Genomic DNA, 13,311 nt, shown 5'->3' with positions numbered 1-13,311 from the left:
TGTTTTTTTATTCTGATCTGAAATTAACTCGCAGCACCAGGTCCACTCACCCATTTGGGGCAAGACTCCACTTCACCTTGGCGATTCACAATCACCGTGCTCGGGCCAATCTTGCACCAACGAAAGCTGCCAAAATCAAAAACATGATCAATATCTGATTGCTTGCCACTAAAAGTGCCGGCCGCTAGCGTATAGATACCATGCTCACCATCCCAAACGGCAACGGGCAAAATACTATAATTAATCACTTTGCCATTCATCGGCCAAGGCCAAATCATCGCCATCGCCGGCTGCAACACAAAAAAAGACAACATAAACAAATATCGCATCAGCAACTCCTTGGTTAGGAGCCGCATTTTCGCAAAGCTCGGCCCAATCCCCCGTGACCAATTGCCAAAAAAATGAGGTATTTTGTCGCAATGCATTCAAGCTTATTGTGAATGTAAATTTTCAACGCAGCAAAAGGCATTCAATCACAGTTTTCGCGGCACTAAACGCCGTATAATCTGTCCTTTGTGCTCCGACTCACTTTTAAATAGCCATGAATTCGATGAAAACCAGCCTGATTGCCGCCCTAATCGCTCTACCTAGCCTTGCCCACGCTTTTGTGCCGCCGGTTCCCGAAATTGCGGCCAAGTCGTATTACCTCTACGACAAGCAAAGCGGCCAAGTACTGGCTGCGCGTGATCCGGACATGAAAATCGAGCCGGCATCGCTCACTAAAATGATGACCGCCTATATCACCTTTAAAATGGTGAAAGAAGGCAAACTCAAACTCGACCAAACGCTCTTGGTGTCTGATAAAGGCTGGCGCACTGAAGGCTCGCGCATGTATTTGGACCCTAAAGTCCCTGCCACCGTGGATGACCTGATCAAAGGCATGATCGTGCAAAGTGGTAACGACGCTTGTGTGACTTTGGCCGAAGCCATTGCCGGCAGCGAAGAAGTGTTTGCACAATTAATGAATAAAGAAGCCAAGCGCCTTGGTCTACACAACTCATTCTTTACCAATAGCACCGGTTTACCCGACCCCGCTTTATTGGTCACCACCAGTGATTTAGGCCGTTTAGCCACAGCAATAATCAATGATTTCCCAGAGTACTATCCGATTTACGGCATTAAAGAATTCAAGTACAACAACATCAGCCAGCCTAATCGCAATTTATTGCTCTACCGCGACCCTTTTGTTGACGGCATGAAAACCGGCCACACCAACGCAGCAGGCTACAATCTGGTGGCCTCAAGTAAACGCGATGGCCGCCGCTTGATTTCAGTCGTTGTCGGCACCACCAGCCCTGAAGTTCGCGCCACCGAGTCGTCAAAACTGCTTAACTGGGGTGCACAATTTTTTGAAACGCCACGCCTTTACGCCGCCAAACAAGCCGTACAGCAAGTACCGGTATGGAAAGGTAAAGCCGACACCGTTGGCGTTGGCTTTATGCAAGACCAATACATCACCGTACCCAAAGGCGATGCAGCAAAACTTAAAATTGATTTAGTGAGCCAACAGCCTTTAATGGCACCGATCAAAGAAGGCCAAGTGGTCGGCACGATGAAAATCAGCTTAGACGGCAAGGTCCTCTCTGAACGCAAAGTGGTAGCGATTGCTTCAGTTGAAGAAGCCAATATTTTTGGCCGTGCATGGGATACGATTCGTTTGTGGTGGAAAGGTTTATTTAACTAATTAAACCACCCGCCCTAGCGACCATGAGCCCAACGCGCAGTTGGGCTTTTTTATTAATTCAATATTAACAATGGGTATATGCCGCTAGCGCTCATACCATAAGTCATAGTGAAAGATACCTATTAATTACGAGTGAAGCTCAGATTATGTGTTAATGGTTTTAAGTGCCTGCGGCACGGCTGTTTACAGTCGCAGTCCGCGACGGGGACCCTCTTTCTTTGATTCGCCAAAGAAAGAGGGGGAAAGAAAGGCGACCCGAGCGCGCATCGGTCCCCGATGCCCTCGATCGATCGTGAGCCAAACGGTAAAGCTGTTTGTCTCACTCCTCACTCGGTGCGCTTGAACGGGTGATTAAGCCCCAGAACGACGAGCGCGGCACAGCATCAACCCCCAATCTGAACCACGCTCAATAATGAACTAAATGGGTTAAAAATAATCCCAATCAAGGACCGCAGTATGTACAACCAAGACCCGCAGCATGGCATTACACTAGAAAAAATGCTCACCGACTTAGTCGATCATTTTGGCTGGGAAGAACTCGCTCGCCGTATTCCGATCAAGTGTTTTTCTAATGACCCATCGATCAAATCCAGCCTAACTTTTTTGCGCCGTACGCCATGGGCGCGCGCACAAGTTGAGCAACTCGATGCACGCATGCGGCGCTAAGCGCAGCGGCCAATCAGCCCTATTTTTGCCATTTAATTTGATAAGCCAAGCCAACGATGAACGACTCAAGCAGCAATCCCGAAATCCATACTTTCACCGCGTCCAGCGCGCTAGTGGCGCTTGCCCAGCAGCATTTAAGCGATGTACTGCGCATTGCCTTTGAACACAGCGCGGCAGAAAAAGCGGTGGTGGTATTTGATACTCGCAGCGAATTGGCCGTCACCCTCACCGCAGCCTACCGCCATTGCCTACCGCATGCTCATTTTATTGATTTTGACCACAGCACACCCGAGCAAGTGCTGGCCGAATTTGCCGATCTCGCCGCCAAAGACTTAGTCGTATTGGTGCAATCGACGCACTTTCGCCTGGAAGCATTTCGGATTCGCGTTGAGCTCTTTAAACGCAGCCTCAAAGTCATTGAGCATCCCCACTTGGGTCGAATGCCCGGCGCAGAAGTCGCCTACTACATCGACTCATTAGCGTACGATCCTGGCTATTACCGCGATGTTGGCCATGCGCTCAAAGCCAAAATCGATGCCGCACCACACGGTATGATCGACAGCGGTGCAGGCAATCAACTGATTTTTGCAACACCATTTGAATCGGCCAAACTCAATATTGGCGACTACCGCCAGATGAATAACACCGGTGGGCAATTTCCATTGGGTGAAGTGTTTACCGAAGCGGCGGATTTAGATTTAGTGCATGGTCGGGTGCGGATTTTTATTTTTGGCGACACCCGCTTTCGCGTTAACCGCCCCGCTACGCCCATCACCTTGGTGATTGAAAAAAGCCAAGTCATTGACGTCATCGACTCCACCCCTGAATTTGACGCCATGCTGGCGATGATTCGCGCCGATGAAGGCGGCGTGGTTTGGGTAAGAGAGCTTGGCCTCGGCATGAACCGCGCCTTTAGTTTTGCGCGCACCGTCAGCGATATTGGCACCTATGAGCGAATGTGCGGCATTCATTTATCACTGGGCATGAAGCACGGTATTTACGCCAAGCCGCATATCAAACGCGGCGAAGGCAAATATCATATCGACGTATTTGCCATTACCGACTCCGTCCAATTTGGCGATGACGTCGTCTACCGTGATGGTCAGTGGGTGGTATAAGCGCCCAAAACAAAACGCCCGACTTGATTCGGGCGTTGTTTTCTTTCGGCGCAATCGCTGCGCCAGCATCAAACTTATAAAGCCCGTGGGTCAGGATAAATCACCGGCGCCATTTGGCTGGCTTTTTTCAGTGACGGCGGTGGTGTAATCCCCATCGACACATAAATACTGGTCAGTTTATCCACGCCAATATTCGCTGGCCGTATCCATTCCTTGGGGATATACAGCAAGCCCCCCCCAATCGGTACTGGCGCGGTAGGCACTAAAATCGCCTGATACTCGCGGCCATCAATCTCAATCGGCACGGGATTGGGCATCAAAGCCAAGACCGCCACCCCATCCCCACCAAACAAGCACCACACTGGGCTCATGGCGCCAATATCGGCATCTTGCTTTTGATCGAGCAAACCAACAAAGCGATCGGCCATATTATAAAAACTACCAATCACCGGAATGCGCCGCACCGTACTATCAACCAGTGCCGCCAATGGTTTTTTCAGTCGTGAGCGCACCAAAATACCCAAGGGATAAATCGCCCCCAGCAGCATCACCCAACCAATTAAATAACCAAATACCGGATGATCCACCACCGGCTGGCCAATAATCGAAAACAACTGCCCAACCAGACTTTTTGGCCCTAAATAATCATTGAGTAAATTCACCACCCACGCCAACAGCGAAATAGTGAGTAAAAAAGGCAGCAAAGCCAATAGCCCCGACAACCAAGTGGTCAACACACTTTTTAAACCACGCTGTAACAGCATCACAACTCCATTGATGACGACGACAATCTGAACTGCAGACCTGCATTCTACAGTGGCAAAGCACTTGCGCGTCATCGCGCAATTAAAATTAAATCTAACAAATGTGTTTTTTATCAATCCATTCTACGCATCCGCAATAATTAAATGGCATATTTAATTATTTCAAAGCGATTACATTATTAATGTCAGTCATGGCAATACAATTTAAATTAATGAATCAATTTTGCAACAATCGTTTTTATATGTGTAATTCAAACAAACTATTTTATTACCTCAAATTATCTTTTTATTTCCAATTTCTGACAAGCAACGAAACATTAAACAAATTCGCAAAACACCTACAAAATTGTAATAAATACCATTTACCCGCCAAATATAAGCGAATTATGATCGAACTAATGGCACTGCCATTTCACTTTCTACTTTATTCGAGAATTTAAACCATGAAGATTAAATACCTTGTCGCTCTAGCTTGCAGCGCAATTGCCATTCAAGCACATGCAACTAGCATCGACTTCCGTGGCGGCTACAAAACGGGTAGCGAAAAATACGAATCACGCTTCTTATTGAGCCACGAAATGGCCAATGGTTTTGGTGGTGGTGTTGAGTACACTATGAGCAATACCAGCCTGCCAGGTGAAGGTATTGATCAAATGAACTGGACCGACACTGAGTTTGAAGTGTATTACAAACACAAACTCAATGCTGCTGTGACTTTGCAGCCAGGTTTCTTGGTACAAACCGTTAAAAACAAAGGCGAAGCTTACAAAGCCTACGTACGTGCCAACTGGGAATTTGCCCCAACTTGGCGCTTTGACAGCCGTTTGCGTTACGACTTTAAAGGCTGGTCAGAAAAAGACTTAAACGGCAAGTTTGAACACGACGAAGTGATTCGTGCTGACTTCTGGTTACACAAAACATTGAACGAAAAAACCAGCGGTTACTACAACTTCCGTATGGATCACAAACTCAATGACTTTGAATACGTGAACAACAGCAGCAACTACTACGAACACAACATTGGTTTGGGTTACAAACTAACGCCTTCAGTTCGCGTTTACACCGAAGTCGGTTACTTGGGCGAAACCGCGAACAAACAGCAAGATGCTGAATGGCGCGTTCGTTTTGGTAGCACTTACAGCTTCTAATCGATTTTCCTGTTGATCAGATTTGAAGTAAACCCAGCCTCGGCTGGGTTTTTTTATTGGCAGCTTTATAAATTCTTGAGTAATAACACGCTAATCAACAACGGCGCGAGCACGCGGCAACTCCACTTTAAACCCCATAATGCTCCGCCCGCTAAACCACAATGCTGCGCCACATGCGGCCAAACTCGCCAGCCAGCAAACAGCGCCACGGCAATCCCACCAATAGGCATCATGACATTTGACACGCTGTAATCCATCAGCTCAAAAATGTTTTTCCCCCACCCAGTCACATCAGCCCAGGGGCCAAACGACAAAGAGGCTGGAATACCACACAAAAACACCACCAGCGACAACACGACAATCACCGGGCGACGCGGTAATTTAAATTCATCCAAAAATAGCGTCGCGATCAATTCAAGCATCGACACCGATGAGGTCAGCGCCGCCAGCGTCAATAAAGCAAAAAAAGCCATCGCCCACAACTGCCCCAATGGCAAGCTAGCAAACACCACCGGCATAGTCATAAAGGTTAAACCCGGCCCCGCCGCCGGATCGAGACCAAATACATGTAGCGCCGGGAAAATCATCAAACCGGCCAAAATCGCCACCGCGCACGATAAACCCACCACCCACGCCGCCGAATGCAACACCGGCGTTTGCTGCTTAAGGTAAGAGCCATACGCAATCATGCCGCCCGTACCCAAGGACAAAGAGAAAAACGCCAAACCCAAAGCATCCATCGCCATCGTCGGCGTGAGCTTAGAAAAATCCGGCGTAAAAAATAGCTTCACCCCATCCCACGCCCCGGGCAGGGTTAACACCCGAGCAATTAAGATCAACATCAGCACCAACAGCGCCGGCATCAACAACTTACTGGCGCGCTCAATGCCTTTTTCTACCCCGCCAATCACAATACCCAGCGTGGCTAAAACAAAAGCGGCGTGCGCCAAAATTGGCCAATAGCTGTGCGATACAAAGCCAGTAAAAATAGACTTTAATATTTGGGTATTGCTAGTAACGACACTGCCATCAATAGCTAGCGCCAAATACCCAATAGTCCAGCCACCAATCACACTGTAAAAACTATATAAAACAAAGCCGGCAAAAACCCCCATCAAGCCAATCAGCGGCCAAGCCTTACCCGCTAATTGGCCAAACATGCCCACCGGCCCGGTTTGCGCGCTGCGGCCCAGTGTTAATTCGATCATCATCTGCGCCAAGCCGAGGGTAAAACTAAACAACAGGAATAATAAAATAAACACGCCACCGCCATTCATCGCGGTGACATAGGGGAATTTCCAAATCGCGCCCAAACCAATGGCCGAGCCAGCGGCCGCCAAAATAAAACCCAGCTTAGAGCCCCAAGTCGAACGAGTTGTCATCATGATCCTTTGTCGTAAACCAACAATGCAGATCCAGACAGACGTTTTTGGGCGGCGCAAATGCAACAAGGCCGCCCATTACGGCGGCCTTGGATCATTCATTTGGTGTAATTTAAATGAACGCGACCCATCGGGCTGCCGGTTGGCGAGCCAGATAATAATAAGAAAAATACGCAGGGGTCGAATTCAGTAACATGACGCTATGTTCAAGCGTATCCCCATCAGGTGTCAAGCCAGCTCTAGCGCCAAAATGGGCATTACCCAAACCGGCCAACTCAATATCAATTCAAATTAAATCCAATCTAAAACCAATAAAACAGCCAACTGCAAGCACTTCAGCAGCAAATTGAGGCAAAAAAACCACAACTGCAATTTCACCTTCAAGCCGTATCAATGGGTAATATCACCCAAAAAAAGCGCCCTTTTCGCCGCTAAAAAGCCCGCCAATCGCTCAACACCCACTCAATATCCCGTCAATTTCAGCACGACAACACGCCCAAAGCACGCCGTGTGCGCCCAATATCGGCGCAATTTTCTATTTTGTGTCAGCAAGTCTTACAGCAATGAAATCGAATTATTGCCTGACCTTAGCCACGCAAAGCGCTCTAATTTCACTCAGGCTACCCGTTTGGCTCGCAGCGCATTGCCGATAGCGATCGGCATAATGCTGAAAGCTCGCTTGCGCGGCAGCTGGATCAAGCGCGATTAACTGCTCAATGAACGCTCGGCTCCCAATCTCAAAATGCTGATAATCAATCGGCGAATCCCAATCACCACCCCAAGTCATAAACCCATGTTGCGCAAATAAATGCACCACCGCCTCATTCACCATCCCGCTACGGCGCGGTTTATCGGCGCGCAACTCAGCGCGATTTAAAAAGGCCTTGGCACTGGCTGCTGGCAAAATCTGCGCCGTACCATCATCAGCGAAACTCACATACGGATTTTGCACAGGGTTCACATCAATCGCCACGCCATATGCATGTTTGGACCATTTTTGGCCTGCGGTCACCGCGCGACCATTGAACGCACTGCTGTTATTGGCATTCATCGATAACACATCATTGCCCTTAAATTGCGTCAATGGCTGCGCCGATTGCAGCGGAAACTTTGCCGCGCGCAATGCCAGCATTAAGGACTCCACTTGTGGCGCCACCGCATCGAGCACGATCAACTGCCCCGTGCTTTGCTGCCCTTGCCAATCAAGGTGCGAAAAACTCACCCGCTGCAATCGCTCGCACGGCACTGGATTGGCAGCACTCAGCACGCCATTGGCGAGTAAATCAGCACAATCGGCCGCCGTTAAAGGCTGTATCGCCGCCCATGTCGTGGCAGACAATAGCCCGCAAACCAGTCCAGCACTTAATCGCGGCATTGCAAACCCCTTCAATTCATTTATTTTGCAGCATAAAAAAACCTCGCCATCGCGAGGTTTTTATTCAAATAAGAAGAGCGCTTATTTTGCCGCAGCGACCACCATCGCCAAAGCTTGCGTGTAAGTGCCTTTGATTTGATCGCCTTTTTTGATCATTTTCAATTGCGCTGGATCACGCACTTTTAATGTCACGGTGCGATTCACGCCTTGCACGCGAATCGTATGTTTTTTGGCATCCACACCAATCACATTGCCCACCACGGTCAACTGCTCGCCAACAAAACCACCGGCCTTAGCCGCAGGCGCTGAAGCGCTGCTGGTTTCAACAATCCGCTCACGCACGTTTGAGCCAGAACCGAGCAATTCCAAAGTCAGCACTTGCATGTATTCGGCTTTCACTTTGTCGCCCACTTTGAGCTTATCAAAGTTTTTAACCCCTTCACCGGCCATCACACTCATCGTTTGACCGGCTTCATTTTTTAACGTCACTTTACGCGTTGCCGCATCAATCGCAGCAATCGTGCCATTGGCCTTAACTGCCTCAAGCAAAGTCACCGCGCCCGGCGCAGACGCTGCCACCAACTCTTCAGCGCTCGACGCTAAAACCGGTAAAGACAACGCAAGCAACAAAGCACCCGTGCAAATTAAACCTTTTTTCATTCGTCTTACTCCAAAAAGTGAACAATCAAATCTAACCGCACCATCATAGGCCAGTCACGCCACAAAGCCAACACCACAAGTAAGATCAAAGTCAAATAAGTGTGGGGTTAGGGATTGGGGATTGGGGATTGGCAATAGCATAGCGCTCAATAACAGATGTCACCACGATTCATGCAACAAAGGGCGCAGTTAACCGACGGCCTTAGCCGCCAACCCGTTGCCGACATCACTGAATGCACACAGAGGTATTGCCATAAAGACATTACAAATAAATGGCCACAGGCTAATACTATCGTAGGGGGTGAAAATCCCGCAGGGATTTGCCCAGCCAGAGCGCGATTCAAACCAGCCACAGTTTGAATCCGCGCATCAGCCGCGTGCGTAAATAAAATCTGGCGCTCCCTTAGGGTCTGTTGACGTTTGGTTTTCCGCCGCTGCTTACGTGCTTTTCACGACGAATCAAGGCGTAGTAAGCGATGGATAGTCATGCTATGTGAGCTTGCTACCCGCAGCAAAAATAAAACCCGCGCAATAAAAAAGCCACGCAATTCGTGGCTTTCGCAATATATTACAAGCCGCAGCGATTAACGTTGCCGGCGGCGCGCGGCAAACAAAGCAAGCAGTCCCATACCCATCAAAGCATACGTTTCTGGCTCAGGCACCGGCGCTAAAACTAAATTATCAACACTCATATGGCTGCTGGTATTCAGTAAATTCAGTCGCGAAATATTATTCCAGCCATTAAAACTCAACGTGCCAACGTTGGGCCCAATCACGCTAGAAAACAATACTTCATTCGATCGACCATACGCAGTTAAAGTACTCGCCGCGTCAAGCGCCGCAAAGCTCACATCAATGCTTTTTAGGCTGAACAAGCCTGGGGTAAAAGTGAAGTCAACAGAATTACCCGCATACCCCACCGCATCTAAATGCAACTGCCCAGCAACTGGCCAGCCCCATATTTTTCCTGCCAGCGGTGTGGTGACAATACCGTCTTCAACATACGTCGCTTGATCAACAATCATGCTCGTTACGCCACTAAATGTGCTGATATTGGCCTGTGCGGCAGTCGCCGAAAAAAGCATGGCAGCACACCAGCTCGATAATTGAAGAAGCTTCATTGGACGGTTCCTAGTTGGTTTACGTACAAATATTACACTCAATGTAATCTAGTTTCCGTTGCCAACACATGCAAACAGCGATCACTTATATGCTAGTGAAACAGTCAAACAAAACAGATAAGCCAATGATTTAAAACAACAAAATAAAACGCCAGGCGCTTTTCAGCAAAAAATTAGCTCGCTAAGCACCCGCTGCGCAAGCAATCTCGCACAAATCAATGCCGATTCCTTTAGCACACGGCATCGGTGTCATTTGAATGCAGCAACACAACAAATTAAATCTTACTGGCGTTTTACGGATAAAATAAACCACCTGTATTTTTTAGTCCCCCGTATGACTGCAAAGACTTTCTTTTTTTCGCTCATCGCCTTGAGCCTCATCGGTGTGGCAATGGCTTTTTTTATCCTCAAAGAAAAAGAGCATGATGGTCATTGGCCGTGGCCGCTCAATGGTCGAGTGATCAATCACAGCCCAAAACCAGTCAAAGTATGGGATGACAATAGCCAATTTTACTTTGTCGCCGCCGGACAAAACAGCAGCAACAGCCTAGACATCGACCACGTACAAGAGCCCAGCAGCCAACGCTGGTGCAAAATCGACGCCCATCGTTTAGTCGTCAATTCCAACGGCACATTCGACAACTGCCCCTGCTACGCCCTCGCCGCCGGCCGCCCGTGCATTAAGTTTTAAACCCACAACGCAGCACATAAAAAAAAACCGCCAGAATGATCTGGCGGTTTTAAATTTCACCGCAAATTGCGCCGTATGCGCTGCAAATAACCATTGCAACGGTGCGTTCGCGTCGCTTTCAGCACCCTATGCTATTGCGCCGTTCGCGGTACAAGACCGTGTTCTTTCGCAGGAAGTCGCGCTCATGCCGCGCGGCACCTACCTTTCTTTGCTTCGCCAAAGCAAGGTAGGCGAAAGAAAGGCAACCCGAGCGCGCATCGGTCCCCGATGACCTCGATTGTCGCAAGCCAAACGATAAAACTGTTCGTCTCGCTTCGCACTCGGTGCGCTTAGACGGGATCTCAAGCCCCAGACCCACGATCAAGATCATATTTAGACGTATTGGCAGCAACGCATTGTAATTCAAGGGCTATAAGCAAATACATCCGTAGGGTGTATTCGACGCGAAGCGGCAATACACCAAGCAATATTCATGCGGCGTAATGCCTTCGGCGATTACACCCTACTCGCGGCACCAGCACCAGCACGACACCAAGCACGCCCATGGTGGATTCATGGTTTTTTATCCCCTGTATCCAGCCGAGTGAGGAACAAGCGGGGCGGGGTTTTTGCGCTCATTGTTTGAGGCCGCAGGCCGAGTTTTGAGCGCAACCGCCTCGATTGTCCGCAGCGAGGGCACCGACGAAGTCGGCGCAGATACCGGGGGCTGCTTTGGGTTGTTAGGGGGTTTGCAGATGACGGGGCCCCCGCAAAGTTGCAAACTTTGTGGGGTGTGAGGCAAATCCCCTAACCTGCCAGCGCGGCGGAACGCGCACCAAAAACCACGCGGCGCAGCCGCATAAAAAATAGCCATACGCAGTGATATTATTTCCAGTTTCGCTTTGGCAGCGTTAAAACTTCTTTAGCTAAATCTTCAACAGTCATTTCTTGCTTCAAAATAGCATTCAAAACTTCAACTCTTCTACTATCAAAAATATGATTATTTATTGGTGAGTCATTTGGCGCAATAATAAAATTATATGGAGTTAAAAACTTCTCAATTAATTTTGCCTCTCCATTCAAATTAACTACTTTCCCGTCAATCACCGCAGCACCATCGTCATATTCCTCCCTTCTGATTAGAACACCATTAAAGTCGGCATATTCCTCATATGCATAACCCCAATTTTCAATCTGTGCATCAATCCTTGATATATCAAAAAAACATGAAGGCACTGACGGACTTGTTTTTACATATAAAAATTGTTGCCAGTAAGCACCAATATTTACAGCAACTACTTCATCAATAATTAATTCTTGACGACCAAGCTGCACAGTATTAGAAGATAAAACAGTCAACTCGTCAATATGAAGATCTCCATCTCTCCACCACCAAATTGGTGAATAACCGGCAAATTTGATCGGATACTTCAATAATAAACGTAGTCTTTCAACAGCCACACTGGGTTCAGTAAACCATTCAATTCCACGAACACCAGGAAATGCAGCAGCAAAACGTTCGCTAAAAAAAGTAGAGCTATTTTCACCAGCCGGAAATTCAACATCGCAAACTGTTGATTTCTCTTCATCAATCAATAAAAATGGGTTATCACCTAATTTAGGTTTCTTCTTTAATGGGACATCATGCAATTCATGCAACAAAAATTTATAATTATCCTCAAAATCAATATCATTTGAAAATTCAATATACGTGCGTGAAGCTAAACAAATAGGTGTTTTCACAGACCCTGAAACGCCTCGAATACAAGGAATAAATTTCTTTGAATCTTGGCTAACCATCAGTTCTGATGTGAGAATATTTTTCTCATAACCTACACCACCGGTTCCAATATTAGCTTTAGCATTATAATTATCGGTGCAAATCACTAGTACACGTTCTGAGTTAGTCAGCCCTTGCTCCATAAATTTTGTTAAGTTTGACCCTAGCGGCAAATCCCATTGATCTAACAATACGTCAACACCATCACAAACCAATTTAGTTGCAAGCGTTAATACCCATTCCTTATGCTCTTCACTATCATGAGAATAAGAAATAAATATTTTTGGTGGTTTCTTCATCATTACTTAATTCAACCTTATTTATATTATTTATAACGTACTACATAAATTAATTTATTACCCCACATACTTCCCCATCAACCTTACATAATGCGCTGCCGAATAAGCAAAATGCTTAATTTCATCGGCAGTTAATTCCCGCACTTCTTTCACCGGTCGGCCCATATACAGATAACCCGAGCGTAATACTTTATTTGGTGGCACTAAGGATCCGGCGCCGATCATCACGTGGTCTTCGATGATGGCGCGATCGAGCACGATGGTGCCCATGCCGATCAGGCATTCATTGCCGATGGTGCAGCCGTGCAGCATCACGCCGTGGCCGATGGTGACGCGCTCGCCGATCACTAGTGGTGCGCCAAGTGGATCATCAGGGCGTTTGTGGGTGGTGTGTAGCACGCTGTTGTCTTGCACATTGCTGTCTTTGCCAACGTGGATATGGTTCACATCGCCGCGCAGCACCGCGCCCGGCCAAATTGAGACATTGTCACCGAGTTTGACTTCACCAATCACACTCGCTTGCGCGTGTACCCAAGCTCCGGCGCCGATTTCTGGGTGGATACCGTCAAATTGTTCAATAGACATTGTTGCTCCTTGAATTAAGGCGACTCACGCCCATTTAATAATGATCAAAACTTGCGATC

At 47.8% G+C, this 13,311-nt stretch carries 13 protein-coding genes; 5 read left to right on the top strand and 8 right to left on the bottom strand.

Features of this window, described 5'->3' with window-relative positions:
* Positions 1-23 precede the first annotated feature (23 nt).
* Positions 24-329: a hypothetical protein gene (locus tag HQN60_RS09775; protein WP_173533461.1), complete on the bottom strand. Its 306-nt coding sequence runs from the start codon at positions 327-329 to the stop codon at positions 24-26.
* A 212-nt stretch (positions 330-541) separates the two neighbouring features.
* On the opposite strand from HQN60_RS09775, the gene HQN60_RS09770 reads away from it, so the two are divergent.
* The 3 genes from HQN60_RS09770 (at position 542) to HQN60_RS09760 (ending at position 3,468) form a co-directional block, all read left to right on the top strand.
* A complete protein-coding gene (locus tag HQN60_RS09770; protein ID WP_373281522.1) occupies positions 542-1,684 on the top strand; it encodes a D-alanyl-D-alanine carboxypeptidase family protein in 1,143 nt (380 codons plus the stop codon).
* A gap of 456 nt (positions 1,685-2,140) precedes the next feature.
* Positions 2,141-2,350: a VF530 family protein gene (locus HQN60_RS09765; protein ID WP_173533460.1), complete on the top strand. Its 210-nt coding sequence runs from the start codon at positions 2,141-2,143 to the stop codon at positions 2,348-2,350.
* Positions 2,351-2,406: 56 nt separating this feature from the next.
* Complete coding sequence (locus HQN60_RS09760) at positions 2,407-3,468, top strand: M29 family metallopeptidase (RefSeq protein WP_173533459.1); 1,062 nt, start codon at positions 2,407-2,409, stop codon at positions 3,466-3,468.
* Positions 3,469-3,542: 74 nt separating this feature from the next.
* On the opposite strand, the gene HQN60_RS09755 is transcribed toward HQN60_RS09760, so the two are convergent.
* On the bottom strand, positions 3,543-4,232 hold the full coding sequence (locus HQN60_RS09755) for a DUF502 domain-containing protein (RefSeq protein ID WP_217390095.1): 690 nt from the start codon (positions 4,230-4,232) through the stop codon (positions 3,543-3,545).
* A 443-nt stretch (positions 4,233-4,675) separates the two neighbouring features.
* Here HQN60_RS09755 and HQN60_RS09750 point away from each other — a divergent pair, with 443 nt between their 5' ends.
* Entirely contained in the window at positions 4,676-5,380 is a 705-nt protein-coding gene (locus tag HQN60_RS09750; RefSeq protein WP_173533458.1) for an oligogalacturonate-specific porin KdgM family protein, read from the top strand.
* A 65-nt stretch (positions 5,381-5,445) separates the two neighbouring features.
* Here HQN60_RS09750 and HQN60_RS09745 read toward each other — a convergent pair whose 3' ends face one another.
* From HQN60_RS09745 to HQN60_RS09730, 4 genes are all read right to left on the bottom strand, one after another.
* Positions 5,446-6,765, bottom strand: coding sequence for a sodium-dependent transporter (locus tag HQN60_RS09745; RefSeq protein WP_173533457.1), 1,320 nt, complete (start codon positions 6,763-6,765; stop codon positions 5,446-5,448).
* A gap of 571 nt (positions 6,766-7,336) precedes the next feature.
* Positions 7,337-8,137, bottom strand: a complete 801-nt coding sequence (locus HQN60_RS09740; RefSeq protein ID WP_173533456.1) for a M15 family metallopeptidase — start codon at positions 8,135-8,137, stop codon at positions 7,337-7,339.
* An 81-nt stretch (positions 8,138-8,218) separates the two neighbouring features.
* Positions 8,219-8,797, bottom strand: a complete 579-nt coding sequence (locus tag HQN60_RS09735) for a hypothetical protein (protein WP_173533455.1) — start codon at positions 8,795-8,797, stop codon at positions 8,219-8,221.
* Between the two features lie 584 nt (positions 8,798-9,381).
* The gene (locus HQN60_RS09730) at positions 9,382-9,918 is read right to left on the bottom strand and encodes a PEP-CTERM sorting domain-containing protein (protein ID WP_173533454.1); all 537 of its coding nucleotides are present in this window, start codon (positions 9,916-9,918) and stop codon (positions 9,382-9,384) included.
* Positions 9,919-10,309: 391 nt separating this feature from the next.
* On the opposite strand from HQN60_RS09730, the gene HQN60_RS09725 reads away from it, so the two are divergent.
* Complete coding sequence (locus HQN60_RS09725) at positions 10,310-10,609, top strand: hypothetical protein (RefSeq protein WP_173533453.1); 300 nt, start codon at positions 10,310-10,312, stop codon at positions 10,607-10,609.
* Positions 10,610-11,473: 864 nt separating this feature from the next.
* On the opposite strand, the gene HQN60_RS09720 is transcribed toward HQN60_RS09725, so the two are convergent.
* A complete protein-coding gene (locus tag HQN60_RS09720) occupies positions 11,474-12,670 on the bottom strand; it encodes a toll/interleukin-1 receptor domain-containing protein (protein WP_217390093.1) in 1,197 nt (398 codons plus the stop codon).
* A 54-nt stretch (positions 12,671-12,724) separates the two neighbouring features.
* Positions 12,725-13,252, bottom strand: coding sequence for a gamma carbonic anhydrase family protein (locus tag HQN60_RS09715; protein ID WP_173533452.1), 528 nt, complete (start codon positions 13,250-13,252; stop codon positions 12,725-12,727).
* Positions 13,253-13,311: the final 59 nt, after the last annotated feature.

It is taken from the genome of Deefgea piscis (genome assembly GCF_013284055.1).
Taxonomy (GTDB): Bacteria; Pseudomonadota; Gammaproteobacteria; order Burkholderiales; family Chitinibacteraceae; genus Deefgea; species Deefgea piscis.
Note: the sequence above shows the minus strand (reverse complement) of the source record. Positions and strands in the feature narration are given on the sequence as shown.

Excerpts from the sequence above, each read along its gene's own strand:
- HQN60_RS09775 (WP_173533461.1), bottom strand. The coding sequence starts at position 329 with ATGCGATATTTGTTTATGTTGTCTTTTTTTGTGTTGCAGCCGGCGATG.
- HQN60_RS09770 (WP_373281522.1), top strand. The coding sequence starts at position 542 with ATGAATTCGATGAAAACCAGCCTGATTGCCGCCCTAATCGCTCTACCT.
- HQN60_RS09765 (WP_173533460.1), top strand. The coding sequence starts at position 2,141 with ATGTACAACCAAGACCCGCAGCATGGCATTACACTAGAAAAAATGCTC.
- HQN60_RS09760 (WP_173533459.1), top strand. The coding sequence starts at position 2,407 with ATGAACGACTCAAGCAGCAATCCCGAAATCCATACTTTCACCGCGTCC.
- HQN60_RS09755 (WP_217390095.1), bottom strand. The coding sequence starts at position 4,232 with ATGCTGTTACAGCGTGGTTTAAAAAGTGTGTTGACCACTTGGTTGTCG.
- HQN60_RS09750 (WP_173533458.1), top strand. The coding sequence starts at position 4,676 with ATGAAGATTAAATACCTTGTCGCTCTAGCTTGCAGCGCAATTGCCATT.
- HQN60_RS09745 (WP_173533457.1), bottom strand. The coding sequence starts at position 6,765 with ATGATGACAACTCGTTCGACTTGGGGCTCTAAGCTGGGTTTTATTTTG.
- HQN60_RS09740 (WP_173533456.1), bottom strand. The coding sequence starts at position 8,137 with ATGCCGCGATTAAGTGCTGGACTGGTTTGCGGGCTATTGTCTGCCACG.
- HQN60_RS09735 (WP_173533455.1), bottom strand. The coding sequence starts at position 8,797 with ATGAAAAAAGGTTTAATTTGCACGGGTGCTTTGTTGCTTGCGTTGTCT.
- HQN60_RS09730 (WP_173533454.1), bottom strand. The coding sequence starts at position 9,918 with ATGAAGCTTCTTCAATTATCGAGCTGGTGTGCTGCCATGCTTTTTTCG.
- HQN60_RS09725 (WP_173533453.1), top strand. The coding sequence starts at position 10,310 with ATGGCTTTTTTTATCCTCAAAGAAAAAGAGCATGATGGTCATTGGCCG.
- HQN60_RS09720 (WP_217390093.1), bottom strand. The coding sequence starts at position 12,670 with ATGATGAAGAAACCACCAAAAATATTTATTTCTTATTCTCATGATAGT.
- HQN60_RS09715 (WP_173533452.1), bottom strand. The coding sequence starts at position 13,252 with ATGTCTATTGAACAATTTGACGGTATCCACCCAGAAATCGGCGCCGGA.